This is a genomic window from Serratia sp. 1D1416, assembly GCF_003641105.1.
Taxonomy (GTDB): domain Bacteria; phylum Pseudomonadota; class Gammaproteobacteria; order Enterobacterales; family Enterobacteriaceae; genus Serratia; species Serratia ficaria.
The window spans coordinates 5,116,246-5,135,741 of sequence record NZ_CP032738.1 but is presented as its reverse complement, the minus strand read 5'-3'; the positions used below and the strand labels follow the sequence as shown (position 1 = coordinate 5,135,741).

20 protein-coding genes and 2 pseudogenes are annotated in these 19,496 nt (G+C 58.3%); 8 read left to right on the top strand and 14 right to left on the bottom strand.

Going from position 1 to position 19,496, the window contains the following annotated elements:
- Nucleotides 1–6: 6 nt before the first annotated feature.
- On the top strand, nucleotides 7–402 hold the full coding sequence (locus D7I37_RS24935; protein ID WP_129544584.1) for a hypothetical protein: 396 nt from the start codon (nucleotides 7–9) through the stop codon (nucleotides 400–402).
- Between the two features lie 373 nt (nucleotides 403–775).
- Nucleotides 776–1,012 carry a glutaminase gene (locus D7I37_RS27765; protein ID WP_129544821.1) on the top strand — a complete coding sequence of 79 codons (237 nt, stop codon included), beginning with the start codon at nucleotides 776–778 and terminating at the stop codon, nucleotides 1,010–1,012.
- Between the two features lie 79 nt (nucleotides 1,013–1,091).
- Here D7I37_RS27765 and mobH read toward each other — a convergent pair whose 3' ends face one another.
- The gene (mobH, locus tag D7I37_RS24925) at nucleotides 1,092–2,930 is read right to left on the bottom strand and encodes a MobH family relaxase (protein WP_129544583.1); all 1,839 of its coding nucleotides are present in this window, start codon (nucleotides 2,928–2,930) and stop codon (nucleotides 1,092–1,094) included.
- Nucleotides 2,931–3,265: 335 nt separating this feature from the next.
- Between mobH and D7I37_RS24920 the strand changes: the two genes are divergently transcribed.
- From D7I37_RS24920 to D7I37_RS24900, 5 genes and pseudogenes are all read left to right on the top strand, one after another.
- Nucleotides 3,266–3,892, top strand: a complete 627-nt coding sequence (locus tag D7I37_RS24920; RefSeq protein ID WP_129544582.1) for an integrase — start codon at nucleotides 3,266–3,268, stop codon at nucleotides 3,890–3,892.
- 15 nt (nucleotides 3,893–3,907) lie between these two features.
- Nucleotides 3,908–4,518: pseudogene (locus D7I37_RS24915) on the top strand (RES family NAD+ phosphorylase).
- Between the two features lie 119 nt (nucleotides 4,519–4,637).
- Complete coding sequence (locus tag D7I37_RS24910; RefSeq protein WP_129544581.1) at nucleotides 4,638–4,871, top strand: AbrB/MazE/SpoVT family DNA-binding domain-containing protein; 234 nt, start codon at nucleotides 4,638–4,640, stop codon at nucleotides 4,869–4,871.
- A complete protein-coding gene (locus tag D7I37_RS24905) occupies nucleotides 4,864–5,274 on the top strand; it encodes a PIN domain-containing protein (protein ID WP_242502742.1) in 411 nt (136 codons plus the stop codon). Before D7I37_RS24910 ends, D7I37_RS24905 begins: the two co-directional genes overlap by 8 nt.
- A gap of 29 nt (nucleotides 5,275–5,303) precedes the next feature.
- A complete protein-coding gene (locus D7I37_RS24900) occupies nucleotides 5,304–5,675 on the top strand; it encodes a DUF3742 family protein (protein WP_129544580.1) in 372 nt (123 codons plus the stop codon).
- Between the two features lie 13 nt (nucleotides 5,676–5,688).
- Here the strand turns inward: D7I37_RS24900 and D7I37_RS24895 are convergent, their stop codons facing one another.
- From D7I37_RS24895 to D7I37_RS24875, 5 genes are read right to left on the bottom strand one after another with little or no spacing between them, the layout of a single operon-like run.
- Entirely contained in the window at nucleotides 5,689–7,206 is a 1,518-nt protein-coding gene (locus D7I37_RS24895; RefSeq protein ID WP_129544579.1) for a conjugal transfer protein TraG N-terminal domain-containing protein, read from the bottom strand.
- Nucleotides 7,207–7,216: 10 nt separating this feature from the next.
- Entirely contained in the window at nucleotides 7,217–7,576 is a 360-nt protein-coding gene (locus D7I37_RS24890) for a hypothetical protein (RefSeq protein WP_129544578.1), read from the bottom strand.
- Complete coding sequence (locus tag D7I37_RS24885; RefSeq protein ID WP_129544577.1) at nucleotides 7,573–8,964, bottom strand: integrating conjugative element protein; 1,392 nt, start codon at nucleotides 8,962–8,964, stop codon at nucleotides 7,573–7,575. The genes D7I37_RS24890 and D7I37_RS24885 overlap by 4 nt, the downstream gene beginning before the upstream one ends.
- Nucleotides 8,965–8,971: 7 nt before the next feature.
- Nucleotides 8,972–9,919, bottom strand: a complete 948-nt coding sequence (locus D7I37_RS24880) for a TIGR03756 family integrating conjugative element protein (protein ID WP_129544576.1) — start codon at nucleotides 9,917–9,919, stop codon at nucleotides 8,972–8,974.
- Nucleotides 9,916–10,368 carry a TIGR03757 family integrating conjugative element protein gene (locus D7I37_RS24875; RefSeq protein ID WP_242502741.1) on the bottom strand — a complete coding sequence of 151 codons (453 nt, stop codon included), beginning with the start codon at nucleotides 10,366–10,368 and terminating at the stop codon, nucleotides 9,916–9,918. The genes D7I37_RS24880 and D7I37_RS24875 overlap by 4 nt, the downstream gene beginning before the upstream one ends.
- A 449-nt stretch (nucleotides 10,369–10,817) precedes the next feature.
- Here D7I37_RS24875 and D7I37_RS27760 point away from each other — a divergent pair, with 449 nt between their 5' ends.
- Entirely contained in the window at nucleotides 10,818–11,252 is a 435-nt protein-coding gene (locus D7I37_RS27760) for a YkgJ family cysteine cluster protein (RefSeq protein ID WP_371415242.1), read from the top strand.
- An 83-nt stretch (nucleotides 11,253–11,335) separates the two neighbouring features.
- Here D7I37_RS27760 and radC read toward each other — a convergent pair whose 3' ends face one another.
- From radC to D7I37_RS24830, 8 genes and pseudogenes are all read right to left on the bottom strand, one after another.
- Entirely contained in the window at nucleotides 11,336–11,839 is a 504-nt protein-coding gene (gene radC / locus D7I37_RS24865; RefSeq protein WP_129544574.1) for a DNA repair protein RadC, read from the bottom strand.
- 197 nt (nucleotides 11,840–12,036) lie between these two features.
- Entirely contained in the window at nucleotides 12,037–12,783 is a 747-nt protein-coding gene (locus D7I37_RS24860) for a thioredoxin domain-containing protein (protein WP_165283123.1), read from the bottom strand.
- Nucleotides 12,784–12,793: 10 nt separating this feature from the next.
- Nucleotides 12,794–15,661, bottom strand: coding sequence for a conjugative transfer ATPase (locus tag D7I37_RS24855; protein WP_129544573.1), 2,868 nt, complete (start codon nucleotides 15,659–15,661; stop codon nucleotides 12,794–12,796).
- The gene (locus D7I37_RS24850; RefSeq protein WP_242502930.1) at nucleotides 15,661–16,068 is read right to left on the bottom strand and encodes a TIGR03751 family conjugal transfer lipoprotein; all 408 of its coding nucleotides are present in this window, start codon (nucleotides 16,066–16,068) and stop codon (nucleotides 15,661–15,663) included. Before D7I37_RS24850 ends, D7I37_RS24855 begins: the two co-directional genes overlap by 1 nt.
- A gap of 16 nt (nucleotides 16,069–16,084) precedes the next feature.
- Nucleotides 16,085–17,517: pseudogene (locus D7I37_RS24845) on the bottom strand (TIGR03752 family integrating conjugative element protein).
- Nucleotides 17,507–18,403 (bottom strand): TIGR03749 family integrating conjugative element protein, encoded by an 897-nt coding sequence (locus D7I37_RS24840; protein WP_129544571.1) that lies wholly within the window; start codon nucleotides 18,401–18,403, stop codon nucleotides 17,507–17,509. The pseudogene D7I37_RS24845 and the gene D7I37_RS24840 overlap by 11 nt, the downstream one beginning before the upstream one ends.
- Nucleotides 18,400–19,080 carry a PFL_4703 family integrating conjugative element protein gene (locus D7I37_RS24835; RefSeq protein WP_129544570.1) on the bottom strand — a complete coding sequence of 227 codons (681 nt, stop codon included), beginning with the start codon at nucleotides 19,078–19,080 and terminating at the stop codon, nucleotides 18,400–18,402. Before D7I37_RS24835 ends, D7I37_RS24840 begins: the two co-directional genes overlap by 4 nt.
- Nucleotides 19,077–19,496, bottom strand: coding sequence for a TIGR03750 family conjugal transfer protein (locus D7I37_RS24830; protein ID WP_207205575.1), 420 nt, complete (start codon nucleotides 19,494–19,496; stop codon nucleotides 19,077–19,079). Before D7I37_RS24830 ends, D7I37_RS24835 begins: the two co-directional genes overlap by 4 nt.

Genomic DNA, 19,496 nt, shown 5'->3' with positions numbered 1-19,496 from the left:
AAGAAAATGCAAGAATGGTATCATGGCACGAATGTCTATTTTGATAACTGGGCTCTGGAAGAAACAACGTCAGTATTTAAGAGGGAACTTATTCCACACAGTTTTATTTCTTTCAGCGTTGACAATGAACTCCTTAAAGGTGCAGGGCACGGTCGCTGTAAAATTAAAATAAATGAGAGCGCCAGGATTGTAAATTTATTAGAAGACTCTATGTTTTCTGAAGAACTGTGGAGGAAAATAAGGGCTCACTCGTTTGGTGCCATGCATATTGCATCGGGCAGTCTCTCTGAATGGGAAAGATTTTGTTCCACAGGACAAATCTTGCGACCTTACATTACTATTAATGAGACGTATGCTAAGTGGGAAAAAAAGTTGAATGCTCTCCCGGATAACCCCCCATAGACAGAATTTTTAAAAACATGGTGCAGCAAAATTTTGTTCGGCACTGGATAGAATTTTTCATGAGAACTGTTCATAGTATGAACGTCGATGGCGTTATCTGTAATGAACACACAAATTACAGTACCAATGGCCCACGCACCTCATTGAATTTATATGTTTTCGATGTGGCGAAGATTTCCCCGCCAATATGGGTGTGTATCCCTGATAACAGGAAGAGCATTGATGAAAGAAGTATTTATGAACGCGATGATGTAAAAAACATTATTAAAAAAGTGCATGAATACCCGTATCCTTTTGATTATTAGAAACAGCATGTAAATGCCTTTCATTTTTATATGGTTGTTGAAAGGCATATAGAAAAGGTATGGGGTGAATATCCCGATACCTCTTTACTGTAAAAAACGTTAACGCCGCAGGTGAGGATGATGCCTGTGAAGTTTTCCCATTAAAGAGGGACGTTGACGGAGGTATTGTGGTTCTTATCCCAGCGGTAGGAAGTTTATGCGTATGGTCTCCTGGGTTGGATCAGATTGGTAATAGTATGGCGTGGGTCGGGCAATTGAGCTCTTTATCCGCCACTCAGGGGTTTCAATGTTGGATATGGGGATAGGGTCTCATTGAGCGTCGTCGTTCTGATGTTACAGATAAACCAATCCATATATGAATCAGTGTACACGCGTTATTAAATATTACTGTGTTTCCGTATGTTCTTGTTTCATCAAGCTCAGGTATGGGTTGTTTGGCGTAGTAATATTTAATACTCCCCTGGGGTCTTCCAGCATATACCCATGCAGGCGACGGGTCTTGCGAGGGCCTGTCACCATACAGGTCCAGATGTTAAGTCCATCCTGTTGCTTACGGTGGAGCTTCAGCTTCTCGAAACGTCGCTGCATCCACAGCCAGTTCTGCATTTCTTCCCTTTTTGCCAAAGCGTCGATTTGCGGGTGTTCCTGTGCATAGCGCTGGAACAGCCCCGGGCTGACGAGATAGAGCGTATCGTTGACGGTATGCACCAGCGCTTTTGCGTCGTTGATGATGAGTTTGTGCGACAGGAGTCCCTGCTTCAGCCAGGTCATGAAGTGCTCGCCGGATCCGATGGCGGGTGTGTCGTTGCTCCCATCAACTACCGACGACGAGGACTCACTGGCGTTCTTTGACGATGCGGATTGTGTCGTAGTCTGTGACGGCGGTGGTACTTCATCGGGGGAGTCGAACAAATCGAGCAGATCCTCGACGGCATTCAATACCATGGGCTGTCGGTAGCCTTCTATGGGGGACATCCTATCAGAACCCGGGCCAGTGACCACAGTTGAGGTTTCGGGGGGAGTTGTGTTCGGTACCGTACTGTCCTGCGGCGGAACGGCGCTGTCAGCAGCATCCTGCACGAGTTCTACGTTGCCTGAGAACAGAGAGGGGCGCTTGTCGTGCTCCCAGATGAGGGCGGGGGAAAGGCGCAGCAGTGTGAAGCTGTGCGACCAGCCAGTCTCACTGGTGATTGTTGCTTTCCAGATAGCTCTGCCTTCCGGTGTGGGCAACAGGATGCCGTGCTCCTGCAGCACGTTGAATACGGCTGTGTTGCTTGACGGGATGCCTTCGATGCCCTGCGATAACAGGTAAGCACGTAGCTTGTCCGAAACGGTCTTGCTGACCAGCCAGAGTGCGTCCTGGTCCAGCCACCCGTCCGATGGGCCTGCCTGGTTGAGCTTGAGCTCATCGCGCAGCAGGTAACGCAGGCCGTCGACCAGCTTGCGTTGCAGTGAGTTTTTTGGGGCGGTCATGGCGCGGGCAGGATCACCGCCAAGTGACTGAGCAACCGATGCCTGATCAGCCTGAACGACCAGTTCGCCCAGCACGCCAGCATGCTCGTACTGGCCAGCCAGTACGTAAATCAATGAGGCCCACAGGGTGGGGTAGTCGCTCAGCCAGTCGAGTATGCTGCAATCGAGCACCTGGCCGTAGAGCAGTCCTGTGGCGGCGCCATGCAGACGATACTCCCGGTCTTTCTGGTAGCGGAACCGATAGGGCCGCGTCAGCGGCCCATGCCAGGGGTGCCAGACCTTGCCGTCTTCGTATTCAATGTGCAGATCGACGGCAATCTTGCCGATGTCATGGAGCAATGCTGCATACGCGACAGCTGCAGTCCAGGGCTCGGCCTGTGAAACCTGATCTTCTGGTGTCGCGCCCGCGGGCAGCAGATGGGCCTGCCGTAGTTTCAGTGCGAAGGCGACGATCTCCAGACCGTGATCAAGCAGGCCGCCGGGGTAAGCATGATGGTGGCTCTCCGAGGCGGGCAGGAGCTGTACCAGTGCGGCGTAGCGCTCCAGCGGTTTGCGGTAGAGAGTGGTGAACTGGTTGCGCGACAGGGAGGTGCGTTGCCAGATGTGTTCAAGCAGACGCTGTCGCCGTGGCGTAGCCAGCAGCGATGCAGCCGGTTCGGGTCGCAGCAGCCCTTTGGTTAGCTCTACGGTGGATGCTGGCTGTCGGATGATAATGGGCTGAGCCTTTTTGCGCTGGAAGAGTGACAGCATGTCGTGTCCCCGATGATGGACTGGCAGGTGACCTTTTCGCCTTTTCAGGTAGGGCCTTTCCCCTTGCTGCCCGTTCCCTTATCCGGCCCTTTGGCCTTTTAACCTTTTGGTATAAAGCAAACTGAAAGGTGACTCATCTACCAATGTGGAGGTAGCCTGAACGGATTGTTCAGGGCATCGGCGCGCTGGACTGAACTAGGCTATGCAACGAATAATAGTGTTTCTTGGGACGGTGCTCTTAGTAATGAGAGTATTTTGAGTTGTCAAAGTTGACATAGTAGACAAAGGAGACTAAAGTTATCTCTATGTTCCAGCCTTGACTACGGGAGTTGACCATGCCCAAGACCCTTGAATTCATTGCCGACCATCTGCCACGTATCACCGAGGCGGATGTGCATCGCTTTTTCAAGACTGTTGAAATCCGGGATGCTCGCGCCTTTGCGGCAGAACTCCAGGTGTTCGTTCATAAAAGCGTCGAAGCGGTGGAGCTTCCTGCCACCCTGGAGGTCGACACGGTGGAGCAATCCCTGGCACGAAAGGCTGCGGCCCTGCGCGCCCACACGCGCTGGGAACCTGGCGAAACGGATATCCAGCGTGGCCGTATGCTCCAGCTGGAAGCCTTTAACCAGCCGCACAATCTGCCGCTACTTAAGTTCGCCAGTCTGGCAGACAAATCGCGTCAGCAAATTTACAAGGACATTGAGGCTCGCCGGCTACTGGCTTTAAATGTGGGGCCACGCGGTCAGAAACTACCCGACTGGCAGCTTGAACCGGTGAAGCAGCAGTTGACACAGGCCGTACTTCAGAAAGTCGATGGCGTTGACAACTGGACGATCTACCGTGCGCTGTCTGAGCCGCTCGAAGGCCTGGGTGAACGTTCGCCGGTAGAGGCGGTGACGGCTGATTCGCTCGATGATGTGGTCAGGGCAGTATGCAATGTGCTGGGTGTGCATTTGGGTTAATGAGAAGAGGTTGGAGTGAGTATTGAATTGCCAACGTTCCGGATAGACGCAGGTCAGTTGCTCCAGCACGTGAGTCGTATCACGTACCGGGGGAGCCCTCTGTATTATGGTCGCGATGGCACCAATCGCTACGACGATCCCGCAAAAACCTATGGCGTGCTCTACCTGGGGCGGGATCTTCCTACGGCCTTGATGGAGTCGATGTTTCACAAGCACCAGTGGCTCGCGGCTACCAAACGTTCAGTGGCATTGAAAGAAGTCCGGAGTCGTCTGGTGCGGGCTGTCGGTGTGCATGAAGAGCTACGTCTGGCCGATCTCACGGCACCGAATGTCATGGCGGGCTACTTTGGCCTGAATCTGGAGCAATTATCCAGTCGCAACTATACCCACACGCAGGGGTATCTGCCCGGGTACATAAGCTGTCAGGAGGAGACGATGATGCGCCACTATTTGACGGTGTGCTCTATCCGTCGCGGAACAACTATCCTTCTGCGAGTATCGCCCTGTTTGACCGGGCAAGGGAAAAAATCCGGGTCAGTGCGGATATCGAGCTGGTCGATCATGTGGACTGGCCTGAATTCGTGGCTGACTATCAAATCGGTGTGGAACCTGATCCAGGTCCGTAGGGATTGATTGAGCAAAAGTCCCCACCTCAGCAGCGTAGTGCGCCCTGGCCACCAGGCTCAGACTTGTTATTCTTGATGTGTGATATACAATTTAAAATGTATATCAATGGAGGTGGTTCATGCAGGTTGCAAAATGGGGTAACAGTCTCGCGGTCAGACTGCCCGCCAGTCTGGTCGAGGCACTGGAACTCCGGGAGGGTGACGATATCGAGATTATCATAGACGATCCGCGCACGTTTGCTGTCCGCAGAAAACCGGGTACTGAAGAGCTGCTGGCGCGGTTGCGTAATTTCCGCGGTAAGCTCCCGGCCGATTTCAGGTTCAGCCGTGAAGAGGACTCTGAGCGTGGCTAAAACGGGTGCATTTCTGGACAGCAATGTTGTGCTTTACCTGTTATCTGAGGATCCGGTCAAGGCCGATAGCGCTGAAGCTCTGTTGAAGACGCGTCCTGTCATCAGCGTGCAGGTTCTCAATGAAGTGACCAGCGTATGCCGTCGTAAACTCGCGATGAGCTGGGAAGATATCGGAAGTTTTCTGGAACTGGTCCGGAGTTTCTGTGATGTGGTGCCGCTGACGGTGGAGGTTCATGACAGGGCTCGTCAGGTGGCACTGCGGCACCAGTTGTCTTTTTACGATGCCTGTATCGTCGCTGCCGCAACCACGGCTGAATGCCTGACCCTGTACAGTGAAGATATGAATCATGGACAGATTCTGGAAGACAGCCTCACCATCAGGAATCCGTTCGTTCGTAGTTGACCGGGATGTCTTTATAGCAGGAGACGACCATGAGAACCGGAGACAGTTATAGCCGTTACGCAGAACGTTGGGGCCACCGTTTCGGCCGCGGGTGGCGGGCTTATACCCAAGGCGAACGCAAGGCGATTACCTGGCTGGTTTCCCGGGGATTCTCATCGGTCACGGCCTCGGTTTTGCTATGGTCGGGCAAGTTGGTTGTCTGGGTATTACTGCTGTATATCTCTTTCTGGCTGGCACTCCTGTTGATATTTTTGATCTTGGCCGCCTGCGCCGCACGCAATTTGGACGAGAATGATGAAGAAGAGGAGCAACCGCAATGGCGCGTTGGTCCCGCAGGATATGGCTTGTATCGAGGCGATATACGGGTCGATAGTGGAGATCCCTATGATGATGACGAGTAATAGGCAGGGAAATTTACCTGAGTGACTTGGAAATGGTTCCTGGTCCTTTTGATCCCGCCGATTTTGCTCCATCGGTCGCCATCGTCATCATCTGAACAAAGTTGCCAGCCCGTACTCCGGCCCAAGCCAAGGCGGTCACCCAAAAACCCGGTAGCATAATAAACATCGTCGCCGTGACGAAGTTGAGCGTCATGTCTCCGAAGGCATTGTTCAGGCCCATCAGCGGTTCGAAGTTGGTATGCGGGCGATCTGCGCCCCAGCCCCAGCCATACAGTGCGTCAAGAATGGTTGAGTCGAGCCAGCGCGCCAGCTGGAACCAGAAGTCCACGAAAAACAGCGCAAACTCAATGCAGCTCACGGTCACCATCGCCTTCAGCTCGTACGTGCCGATCATCAACACCAGTGGGAGGCAGATGACCAACGCCATCTTCAGCAGCGACAGCACCATCGGCAGTGCCTGGCGCACCACATCCATCGCCGGGAAATAGGCCAGCGACCCTATTGTCACGCCCACATCACCCGCTGCGCGGGTGACGATGTTAGGCAGGGTCTTGTCGATCTGCCCGCCATAATCGGAATAGACGGCACCCTGGTTCATTTTCTGCTGTCGGGGAGATACCACCGCCCGGATGACTGAATCGTCAACCTCGGTCTGTGACAGAAAGCCGGCCCATTTGGCGATGCGGGTCAGCAGATCGGCATCAACCTGCGCCAGCAGACGAGCGCGCAGACCACTGTCGCCATCGGTCCACCACTGCTGGCAGGTCGGGTAGCCCCCGCCGCTGTCGACCTGGGCCAGCCCCGCGTCGCGGGTGGCATCAAAGGGCCAGGCCGTGCGCGGCGTGCTGGAGTGGTAGGTGTCGTAGAAACCGCTGGCGGTAAGGAAATAGTTCGAACCGATCCAGGTGACATCGTTCATCTGCACCTCGGAAAGCGTCGGACGGTTCATGAACAGCCTCGCACGTGAGGGACCATAGCAGTCGTGGGTGAAGTCGGCGATTTCCTGGGCCAGTACGGGGTCATTGATACGGGTGGCATCGACGTCCATGCGGAGCTGGCGCAGGTCGGTACCACAGGGGATGGCGGCTATGGCCGCGCTGGTGAGCGCTTTTGACAGGCTGTGCATGAAAAACCACCAGACTGGCACCAGCGCGCTCTGGTTATTGAGCGTGGTGTAGACACCAGCCCAGCCGGTGTCTGCGGGCTTCGGAACACTGACCTGGCATTGTGTAGAGCGGGTGGTATCAAATTTGATAGTGCTCAAATCCGCCGGGATGAAGGGAACACCGGCGAACAGGATCACCATTATCGCGACAAATACCCGGTTCTCGATACGCAGGGACGAGAGCACGCCCTTGTTGCCTTCATCGGCACCTTCGGTGCGCGCGCGTAGCCATTCCTGGACGATAATGGCGATGAAGGGCAGGGCAAATACACCACTGGCAACCAGCGTAGCCCAGATGCCATTGTTGACGATCCAGCCCACCAGTGTCAGGTAATACTCCAGATAGTCGGTCGTGTAGAGTGTCATGCCTGTGTCCTCACCTTAATCCGTATTGCCACCAGGTGCTGCCTTCCATCAGCACGATGGCGGCGACCGCGGCAATCTCAATGCGCAACAGACGCTGGCGGGTCAGGGGTAAGGGTTCACGCTGTAGCACACGCTGGCGCATCCAGTGCCATCCCCAGGCTGTTGCCCCGTACAGGATCATCCGCCAGGCCAGGAACAGGCCTGCATGCGAATGGAGCCAGCGTTGCCAGTGTTCAATACCGCCTATGAGACTGATACCCACCAGGTTGACCAGTACAGCGATACCGATAATCAGTGCACACCAGAGCAGCGACATTCCGATGCGGCGGTTGAACAGCCGGGTGAGTCCCCAGCGGATCATCGTCCTCATTGGGTATTGCTCCGCGGTTTCTGGATCTCGTCAAGCCGGTCACGCGTGGTGTCCCCTTCGAAAATGCCTCGTGAGCCCGCAGCCCGCACGGCCTGGCGCTGGATCAACGACATGGCCGAGTTTCCTGCCAGTTCGCGCCGCAGCTCCAGTTCGGTCCTGAGATTGCTGATCTCCTGTTCCAGGGCGGTGTTCTCGGTCCCGATGGCATTGACGGCCAGTTCGTTAGACGCCACGTTGGGTTCCTTTGCGCCACTCAGTAGGGTGCGCTGTAACAGCAGGGCTTTTTCGAGGACGCTGGAGAGGGCGACCTCTGAGGCAAGGCGCTTGCCAAGCACATCCTGATCAGGCTCGTCGCGCAGCGCTTCGATCACACCGCGGGTGATGGGCAGTGCGTTACTACCTGCCGCATCAAGGTTCGCAGTAGTGGTAGGTTTCACGCCCGTGACCAGGTCCTGCAGTGCCTGCAGTTTGGTTTCGTACTCTTCCTGAATCAGAGGTGTCAGGCCGACACCCGGCGTGGTCTGCGTCTTGGTGCAGTTCTCGCAAGTCTGCTGCTCACGTTCTCCGAGCACTCGCGTGGCCCAGTCGGCCGCAGCCTGAGGCGATGACCAGGTCTGACACGTGAGCCGGGTGCTGCAGCTCTCTGCGGAGATGGATGATGTGTCGGTGGCGCTGCGCCCGTTGAGCAGGTTGTAGCCGGCTTTGGTGACATCGCTGACAACCCTGATTGCGCTCTGCCCCGAGCCGCCAGCATTGTTGCCGCCGACCCAGGGAACGCCATTGTTGCCCCTGCTGTTTTCGGCTTGCTCGACGGCAGACACGGCATCTCCACTTGTGACTGATTGTTTAAGCGTCAGACCTTCTGCCAGTTGATCCCAGCTCGCCTGGCCGCCAGCCATGTCCGCGAGCCGGTTGGCTATCGCGCGGCAGGTGGTTTTGCTGCGGTCAAAATCAAGTCTCGCCTGCAGGATGCCATTGGTGAGCAGGTTGTAGAGTGCCGGGTCTGCGCGCTGGATGATCAATGCCGGTAGCGAGGCGACTGCGCCGGTGGCATTCTGGATCACATTGCTCATGATCGACTGAAAGCCGTTAGTGATGCCGTTCAGCTGATTCTGGATCGTTGTGCTGATATCCATGTTTCCGCAAATGAGATTGCTGTTCCAGCCGGCGCCCACGCCCAGGCTCTGCATGTTGCCGGCAGGACCCATCGAAACAGCGCGGCCGCCGCCGATGCTGTAGAGCACATCGTCACCGATGACGTGACCGCTTGAGCTCATGCCGTTTGAGTCAATGAGGGTCTGCGCGTGGGCAACTGTGGGCATGAGTAGTGTGGCAGTCAACAGCAGGCCCGCAAGGCGAGGTGAGTGAGTGGCGTGGTGAATGTTCATGGGCGCCTCACTGGAAATCGGTGCTGCCGAGGAAAATCTGTCCCCGGCGCTGGCAACAGGCGTAGGGACGCCACAGGGCCCATGCGTAGTCACCTTGCTGTGCCTGCACCTGAGCATTGTCATGCGGAAACACTGCGCAGCTGCTGGACAGCGTTGGCGTCAGCTCCTGCCACTTGCCGGTTTTTGGATCGCCTTCAACCAGTTCGCCAGCGGGCCAGTAGCCGTCACGTGCGTTGGCGAGCAGGGGCTGGTAGACATGGATCTGGCCGTGTCGGGTGACGATGTCGCCGGCCCGCTGGGCGACGACAGCGCCGGCCTTGTAGTCATCGCTCTGGTGCACAAAACCGCCGCGGGGGTAGACGTTGCCCCAGAGATTGGCGGTGCTGCGCGCGCCTACTTCGCGCATGCCTGGCGTCAACGCTTCGGGGTAGACCATTTCGGGCACGTTGTAGCGCCATGCGATCGTATCCAGCGTGCTCAACAAGTAGGGCATGAAGGCGGTACCGGCACCGGCGCAGGTGTAGCCCGAGGCGCTGGCGAACCGACTGAAAATTTCGCCGCCGGGATGGCCGATGACATCGGCGTTCCTGAATCGGGAGAGGTTGTTTTCGCCGTCATGATTGGTGGTGCCGTCACCACCGGCCTGTGCGGTGGTGTTGGGCAGGCTCAGGGTGCGAACCTCGGCCCAGGGGGTCTCACCGGTATTGGCGTAGCTGGAGACCACCGCATCGGGAATGTAGTGGCGGATCTTGACCGAGGTGCGCACGCTGCACCCAAACGGCGTGCAGTAGAGCCAGTAGCAGATGCCCGCAACGCGGTACTCCAGGCAGTCGGGCGAGAGGCTGGAAGCGATGATGCTGGCGGTGTTCACGGCAAAGACAGAGCCGGCGGTGCCGAGCATAAATGTGGCAAGGGCCAGCCGCATGCGGCGGGTGGTAGAGAGAGGGCGATTCATGGATATGCCCTCCGGTATGCCTCGATGCGCTGGACGGCACGGGCGACATCGGGTTCGCCGTAGACCACGTAGCGGCGATCGACGACGACGGCGGGGAGCTTGGTGATACCCAATCCCCATGCTTCAGTGATCCCCTGGTAGGCTGCGGCAAGCTTGAGCTGCAATACCTGTTCCCCGTCTTGCAGTCGTTGTCGTAGCAATGATTCGGCCTGTACCGGGTCTACAGGTAGACCCGCGGTTAGTCCCGCTTCAAGTTCTTGCGCTGCATCCATGTAAATGACCGCGGCAGCATCCTGGGAAGCAACCAACGGAAAGTTTTTGTCGGTATACACGCGCACATCTGTTGTCGCGTAGGCATTTATGGTGAGCATCGATAAGAGCAACGCGATGCCAGCCACTTTGGGGCTCGTGGGGGAATGGAGAACTGGCGGGCTTAACGGCTGCAGCATGGACGGTGCTCCGGACTGTTTGGGATAGTCTCAGAGTTCACCTCGCAGGGTTACTTTTCGCAGCAGGGAATAGGTACGCGGCTCAAACCGTATTTGAAGGGATGGCCCCGGTTTGCTGAAGGAAAACTGGGGAACGGCAATGGAGCGGTACGGTCGGGTAGTATGAAAAAGTAGGTCAGTTCTGTACGATTTTTCCTTTCGAGAGTACATCTCTTTAGCACCCTGGTTCACTCGATGACTTCTGCTGCTCTGACTGCCGAACAAGCACGACTGGTCGAGGAGCAACGCGCCCGAGTACCCGTCGCTATGGGGCAAGATGGAAGCTCAGAACCAGAAACTACAATGGGAGCCGGTACAGAAGTTGTTGGACCGCGCTGCCGGCCTACCCGAAAGAAGCATGCGTATCCCCATGTTGCTGCACGAAGCCGCATCCGAATGGGTAGATCAGCTTGCACCTTGCCGCTTGTCGCAAGGGTTGCAGCCATTGTTGCCATCTACCCGTGATGATTTCGGAGGGAGAGGCGGAAGTTCTGGCCGCTTGCTCTGACCGTTCAATGCGGAGGCCGGAGTCGCCCATACGTGTCATCGACATCGTGGCAATGGGTGAGCAGCAACGATATATAGTCCTTCGCAGCAGGCAGAGACCCTGTCCTTTTCTCGGTAATGAAGGAGAGTGCGTTGTTTACGAGCATCGCCCCGTCGCATGCCGGACCCATCTGAACCTCGATGATGACGACCTTCTTTGTCGGACAGTTCCCAGCTATCCGGCGAGCGTGCCCTATGCTGATGCAACGCATATCTACCGGTACTCACTACTGATACAGCGCAACGAAATCGTGGCTGACATTCGGGATTTTTTTGAAGCAGAACAGCCCACTCCCTGAAAAAGCGGGAGCCAGGGCTCCCGCAGGGATCAGCTTCGAGCGATTGAATGCACGACATGACATTGGTTCGGACTTCGAAGGGCTTACAACAAGCCTGCCTGAGCGAAGGAGAACGGTTCGCTTTTGCCGACGACAACATGATCCAGCACCCTGACGTCGAACATCTCCAGCGCAACTTTCAGCCGTTGGGTGATTAGTTTGTCGGCCAGGGAGGGCTCGGTATAGCCTGAAGGATGTTGGTGGGCCAGTATCACGGCGGCGGCGTTGTGGATCAGACACCTTTGTGCGATTACGCGTGGGTGGACAGTAACCGCATCGATCGTGCCGGTGAACACGGGTTCCCAGGCGATGACTTCGTGCTGGGAGTTGAGGAACAGGACGGCGAAGATTTCGCTCGGCTCGCCGGCCAGTTGCAGCCGCAGGTAGTCAAAGACAGCGCTGGGGTTTTGCATTGCAGGACCCCCTTTGAAGATACGGTGCTCCAGCAGGTCAAGGGCCTGATGAATGAGATGATCCTCGTACTGGATTGCATGTTGCTCCAACGAGGGTGTGTTGGGGATAGCGGTTACAGCATGAAGAGAGGACATGGCACTGCTCCTATAGGCAAAATGGAGGGCGCATGCCCCGATGAGGGCGAACCCTCCAGGGGATGACAGGAAATCGACTGGAACGAAGGAGCATCCGCCACCGTTGAGGTTAAGCCGGTGGCCGCTCGCGTAGATGGATGCGAAGCGAGCTGGAGGATCAACGCGCACGAGGCGCGCCGTAGCCTTGAAGACCCTGGCTACCTGGGCATGTCGCCGACATCGTCGGCAGGCATGGGGATGTCCGTGGTTTCTGCCGCGGCGGTCTCGTTCGTGGACACCATGTCGAGTGCCGACAGCAGGGCGTCGCCTTCCACCGGTCCGTGCAACAGCAGCGTCTTGCCGGTCGTGTTGTCCTTCAACTGCAGGGTTGGCGTGGCGGTGATCCCGTCGCGTCCGGCTTGCTCGCTTTGTGCCCGGATCACCGTATCAGGGCGATCGCTATCCAGGCATCGTTGCATCGAGGCGGTGATGCCGGGGTACTGCGTGTTGTCCGGCAGTCCTTGACCCTCGCTGCGGGTGTGCGTGTAGATCCATTCGACGGCCTGCCAGAATGCGGCCTGTCCGCCCGCTTCGCCGGCACATTCGGCCAGGCGTGCCTCGCGGCTGGCCGCGGGTTCGTGCATCTGCAAGGGGAGATGGTGCCATTGCCAGTTCGCCTCGGGGTTGGCATCGATCCATTGTTTGAGCCCCGGGAAATAGGCCTGGCAAAACGGACATTCCAGGTCGGCATATTCCACCAGAGTGTAGCGTGCATCGGCCTTGCCGTAGCGCCAGGGGGGGCCGTTATGCGTCGATGGCGCTGTCGCATCTGTCGGCATGTCCGGCTCGGTCTGGGTCAGCGTCTGGAGTGCCCACATCGCCATGCCCGTGAACAGACAGGTTGCCAGGATGAGCACAAGACGCGTGGGCGATAAAGGGCGCTTGAGACGATTGATCAGGTTCATGGGCGCTCCTTCATTGCGTCAGGGCATCAAGCGGAAGGGATTCGATGCCGCGCGCCTGGTCGATCATTTCGGCGATCTTGAAGGCGGCATCCAGTTCGCTGATGCCGTACTTCTGCATCAGTGCAAAACGTTCGGCTTTTTCTTCGGGTTCGGTTTGGGCAAGTGCCAGATACAAGCTGGGTGGAACCGCGCGGAACAGGATTTCCATGGAGCGAGAGAGGATCACGCCTTCGGTGTACTTGCCCGATTCCTTGCGGGCAGAGAGCATCAGGGCCTTCTGCGCGGCCGTGAGTTCACGGAAGCGGGCGATCTTCTCCACTTCGTCCGGCGGCATGTTCAGGCAGATCCACCACTCGATCATATTCAACATCGGCTCTGCCTCCCTCGGCAGGTCGTCGATGTTCTGCGTTGCCAGCCAGTACCATGCCCCCAACTTTCGCCACATCTTAGTGATCTTCACCACATAGGGGGACAGCAGCGGATTCTTCGTAATGATGTGGCCTTCGTCGGTCACGTTAATAATTGGCCGGCCAAGGAACTGATCGCGCTCAGCGATGTTGTTGACCGTATTAATCAGGCTGATGTAGGCGATCGCGAGTTGCGCGCCGTAGCCTTCGCGCGCAAATGTGGCCAGGTCCACGATGGTGATATCGGCTTCGGGCCACGGAGTACCGGACCGGTCGAACATTTCGCCATCGGTTCCCTGGCAGAAAATGTCCATCGCGTCGGCCATCTCCAGCAGCCGGGCGCGGCGTATTTCCGGCAACGATGCATCGCCGCCGCGCGTGCGCAGGGCATCGCGTACGTCTCGGGTCAGTACCGTGCGTTGTTCGGCTACACAACGATTTGCTGCGTCGATGATGCATTGGCGGATCAGGCTGCGATCAGCGCGGGTCATGCGTGCTTCTTCCTTCTCCTCGCCGCCGGTGATCATCAGTCGTGCAGTGATCTCCAATTCGCCGAGCACATCGCGCTGCTCCTCGCCTTCAACCGCCGCAGCCGAAGGTTGCCGGTCTTCATCCAGCGCATCGGCGTCCAGGGTCTCTACCTGTTCGGGGGTATCCACCAGACGCCAGGCGTCGGCGAACGGCGCCAGGCTGACGCCTGAGCCCGGCGCAAGCTTGATCCGATGGACGCTGACACCCAGGCGTGCTGCGAAATCGCCGAGCAGGCCGAAACTGTTCCCGGCTTCAACGATGAACAGACGGGGACGGTAGACGGCCGTCATCTGGATAAGCAGGTTGTTGAGCGTGGCGCTTTTACCCGAGCCAGTGGGGCCGAACAGGAAAAGATGAGCATTCATCTGCCGGTCCAGCCGGTTCAGGGGATCGATCGTAATGGGCTCGCCACCGCGGTTGAACTGGGTGATGCCAGGGTGCCCGGTGCCGCGGCTGCGGCCCCACACGGCCGAGATATTGGCGGCGTGCTGGGCGAACATGAGCTGGGTGTGCCACTGCCGTTTGTCGGCGGCCGGGTCGAACACGCCTGGTAGCCAGCGCAGGTAGCTGTTGAGTGGGGCAACCTCATCCTCTTCCCGAACCGGTTGCAGGCCGGCGTTGAGCATCACGTTGACCAGTTGCAGGCCACGCGCATCGAGTTCGGCTTGATCGTGACCGCGCAGGTAGAACGCAAGCGCACCGCGATAGAGTTTGTGGGCGCTGCCGATCAGCCCGCGCGCCTGCTGCACATCCTGGCGGGTCTGTTCGGAGGCCAGTGTCTCGCCGACGGCTTTCTTCGACAGATGATTCAGATGCGCTTCGAGCACATCCTGCGGGGTGGCTACCAGGGTAAGGCACATCACCGTGTCTTCAGGCATCTGGTCGAACAGGGCGTTGCAGGCATCGCCGCCCTTGTGCGTTTCCCCGGTGATATGCCCGGTTTGTGGCGGTGTGCGCAGGCGGTCAAGCACGATGACGCGGTGCGGCATGCTGTCGAAGTACCAGGTGCCTTCCTCCACGTCAGAACGTGGCTGGCCGAAGAACAGGCGCTGGGCAAAATCGCCGCTGGTCAGTTCAAGCTCGCCGGGTTCGGTTTCGTCCGGGTAACGTGTCAGGGCGTAGAAGCGCTCACGGTCATCAGCAGAATCGCCAATGAGAGTGGGGCAGGGATTGAACCAGCGCAGCAGCCAGTCGTGGATATCTGCCGCATCCATGCGTCGTGCCCTGACGCCGGCATTCGCCAGGCCGCCGGTCAGCCGGTCGCAGATGGTGGTGAGCGCTTGTTCGGGCGACTGGCCGCGGCGCGAAGTCGCCGTGGGTACGCGCCGGTAGACCACCATGCGTACGCGCCGGTGCTGGCCGCGCCAGGGCAGGCGGCTGACGGTATTGTCCTCGAACAGTCCGCCAGGTTTTGCGATCGCCTGCAGGTGATGAGCAAAGAATTTCAGATAAAAATTGGTGAATTCACTGTTCTTCGCACGGGGCTGGATGTAGCTTTCCAGTGAGCGCAGATAACTTTCCCAGTTCGCTTCGTCCTGTGCATAGATCTGGACCACCCAGGGATGTTCGTCGTGTTCGTCGAACGAGTCCTGCAACGCGTTTTCCAGCGCATCACGCGCTTTCCACAACCATTCTGGATCTCGTCCCTCGGTGCCGACCGGCGTCAGTTCGAAGAATGCGGCGACTGACTGCCCGTCCTCTAACAGCATGCCCTGCGAGTCGGGAAGATATTCGACCCAGGGCAGCAGATCGGCAAATGATGGCGCGATGGCGTAGAGGCGCTGGGTATCCGCATCGGTAGCTGGGCGACCGTGCTTCAGTTGGCTGCCTGGCTCGGGGATGCCATGAGAAGCGAGTTCGGCGACATGCCGGTCCCATGCGTCCGCTGATCCGGGGGGCGACAGCGGAGTCTGCTGGTGCCGCTTTTTGAGCAGGACCATCAGTAGTCCTCCGTCCGTTCGCCGGGCATGGCGTACTGCACCCGCTGGTACAGCGGGAACACGGTGGTGTAGCCAGGAACGGGAACGGGGTCGGTGCCCGCAAGATGCGGGAATACGTACATCATCAGGTCGGGGTTTGGCAGCCGGTGGAACTGGCGGTAGATTTCGTTGGCGGCGGTACGGGTATATGCGGCACTGGCGCCCGGTGCCGCCTGCAGGTCGTCGGTGGTCAGCGGGCGGCGTAACACCTGACGCGCGTCGAGCAGTTGACGCGCGAGCTGACCTCCACCTGCGCTTCCGCCGGTTTGCTGGTTCCAGACATCAAGCATTGTGCTGTCGCCATGCGGAAGCAGCCTCTCCTTGCTGGTCGCACAGCCGCCCAGTGAGGAGAGGATTAACACGGTCATCAGGCCGATCGTGGTGTTAGTCCAGATCCGTAGCATGCAAGCCTCCGGTTTGATGGTTGACACGGCGTCCGCTGGCGTCGTAGTCGATTTTGAGTTGTTGTTCAAGATGGATGGCGACTTTTGCGCCTGGCGGTACGTACACGGCAGCAAAGGCCTGTCCATAAAGTTTGTTGACCCACTGAGACATCTCCTGCACCCCCCGGCCAGGATCCGTCCCATTGCTTCGTTGCCGGTGATGCCCACGGTACCGAGCGTGCCGTTACTGTTGCTGATGTAGGAGGCACTGCCGCCGTCAGACTTAATCAGCGACGCTGTGCCTGCGCCGGCCGCAGTGATGAGTGCCTGGCTGCCGAGATACTGCTGGGCATTGCTGCGCCTTTCGCCTGACACGCAGGGGATGCCATAAGGGTCACTGATCCAACCCAGACCGCCCTGGGTTGCGGTGCCGGTGTTCTGAGTGTTGTTACTGTTGCTCGTGTTACCAGGAGCATCTTCCGGCAGGGTTCGGATCGTCCCGTCGTTGAAAACGAACGTCATTGAGCGGATCTGCCCGCGCACACAGGAGAGCGTCCAGTCGCCGGAGGCTGTGCCGCTGATCACTGCGCCAGTCACGTCCGGAATATCGATGCCGTTCGCGGTCAGGTTGTCCGCACCAACCAGCACCTTGAACGGATACGGGTCATTCACGGTCCCGTCGATCGGCACGCGGCCGATCAGTGCCGTCATCGCAACAGAGCCCATCAATGTCGAATTGGTGGGTACCGTGTAGACGGGCGTGGAAGATGTACCGAGTGCGCGACTGCCCGCATTGGCTACCGATTCCGCTGTGGCCTGGAGGGTCTTTTGTGCGGGGCCAAAGCTGGTTGGGAACGGCGGAGAGCCACCCGTCCCCGAATTTTTGTCACCGTGCCGTGTATCGGCCGGTTCTACCCAGTGCAGGTTGTTGCCGAACTGCTGACCGTCTCCCTCTTCCAGCCCCAGTCCCACCGGCAGGTCAGCGTTGCTGCCCTTGCCGGTAAGCCCGTCCAGACGCTGCTGCAGGCCCTGGAGCAGGCCCTGTGTCTGTTGGCGGTCGCTGGCGACCTGGTCACGTTCCTGCTGCAACCGGCTGCGTTCGCCGTCCAGGGTCGTCCGGATCCGCTGATCGATGGCGCTTTCGCGTGCCCGCAACCGTTCGTTTTCGACCTTCTGATTCTTGTTGTCATTCAGGGCCGTATGCAGTTCGTTGCGCAGTTGTTTGACCTGAGCCACGAGGGTGGCCACCGTATCACGCGGGGTGTCGCCCTCAATGCCCAGTGCCTTCATTTCGTCAGGGCTGAGCTGACTGTTGGTGCTCCAGGTATCCGATGCGCCGGTAGTCTTTGCTCCGGAGAACAGGCGAATACCGACGAATACGACAAGTAACACGACCGGGATCAGCAGCCACTTGAGCAGTGGATTACTTTGCATCGGATGCACCCCCTTTGGCCGGTTCGGCAGCGGTAGCCGGAAGGTTTACCGTGGCGTCGACGGTCGATAGTGTTGGCAGCAGCACGTCAGCCAGGCCGCGGTTGCGGGTGACGAGATAAAGCACGGTGGTGTCAGTCGGGGCTCCGACCGGACCAAGATCCGGGTGCTGAAAGGTCGCAGCCACAAAATTGCCCTGTAATGCGCGTGGATCAAGTTCAATCCATCTCGCCGAGGTGTTGGTGAGTTGTATGGCCGCCACCTGGAAGTCTTCGAGCCGCCAGGCCGCCAGTGCGCGGGCGCGGACAGGGAGGGTGGACAGCAGTGTGTCCAGCGCGAGGCCGCGATGCAGGTTCACCCGGCCGATACCTGTTACCGGTTCGACGGTGCGTAGCGGGACATAGAGGTTCTGCGCTGCGTAGCGTGTCAATACGACAGGTACAGGAGTTTCGGGTTGTGTAGTTGTTTGTGCTGGTGAATTCTCCAGGAGACGAGGTGTCTGCGCTGTGCCGCCATAGCGGGTCTCTGGTCCTTCGCCATTGATGATACGCACGGGTTCCAGCGCGGCTTGACCTTCTTTAGCCGCTTCGGCCGCAATGTCGAGCAGGATGATTTCTCCTGACTCCACGTCCTGCAATTGCAGACGGGTAGGAGGGAGCGGCGTACTGGCACGCAGATAGACCGCGCCGCCGGCGCTTTGTACCCGAAGTTTCCCGGTGACCTCGGGCGGCACGCCAATACGAACATTGCGATCGATGAAGGCCACCCGTTCCTGATCGACATACAGGGGAATACCCAGTGGCATTCGGTCCCAGTGCAGGAGCTCGACGGCATGGGCAGTGGTTGCCAGACACAAGCCGGTCAGGAGAATCAGGACATATCGATTCATGGGGTATCTCCCTGCGGGGCCGCCAGCGCTTTATCAGCGGTGTCCGAGGCGCCCGGTTCGATGCGTTGTGGTGTGCTGGCGTAGCAATCCAGCGCAAGGCCGAATGGATTGCGCTCCGGATCGACATCCAGGCGGGTGACCTTCAGCGGGTAGCGCACCAGAGCACGCTTAACCTGCTCAGACCCGAAATATTCATCGGCGCTGACATCCAGCGTTACCAACCAGTCGCGGGGAGAGAGCACACGTACGCGTACGCCCGGATTGTCGCCATACCCGCGACCGGGGATCTCGTAAATGCCTCGTACACGCTGACGTAACTCGCCATTGTTGCGTCGGTATTCATAATCCTGTTGCAGGTATGCCTGGCAGCCCGGGGTCAGGTAGGCTGAGAGCGCATGCAGGTTGCGCGGATAGTCGTCTTCTCCGTTCGTGGGCCACCTGTTCAACTGTTGAAAGACATAGAAGGCAAAGGTGTAAACGCTTTCCGGCGGCACTTCCCACCATTTTCGGGTGCTGCCTGAACGCAGGTCCGGCGGGACATGGATGGTCAGGTCGCGTGGTGCACTCCACCACCCAAAGCCGAGCAGTACGGCGATGAGCAGAAGTGCGCCACTGGCAAGTCGCAGTGTTCTGACGTGCGATTGCAGGTGGTGTACCTCATTGCGAAAACGGCTCATGAGGTTTTCCTCCCTAGCCTGGCCATACGTCGGGTCGACCAGCATCCGGAGCGGGTGATCAGCGCGGTGCCGCCGACGTAACGCGCCAGTGAGGGATGGCGCAGCGTAATACGCCATTGCAACTGGCGGTAGAGCCAGGTCTCAGGCCGTCCGCGTTTTTGTCGGCGCAGGAAGGCACCTCCGGCGAAGACGCCGAGTGCGACGCCGGCCACAATCAGAGTGGGTAGCATGGCGATGCTTGAGGTCAGCCATGCCATCAGCAAGCCGGGTACAAGTCCGACCGCTGCCGACAGGCCGCTACAGATCCACAATTCGTCTGTCGTCAGGCCACGCACGACGACCGGCTGGCGATTCAGCCGGTGCGGCAGGAAAGTGACGAGACCGTCGCCGGTGCGCATGGATTGCGGGGCTTGCAT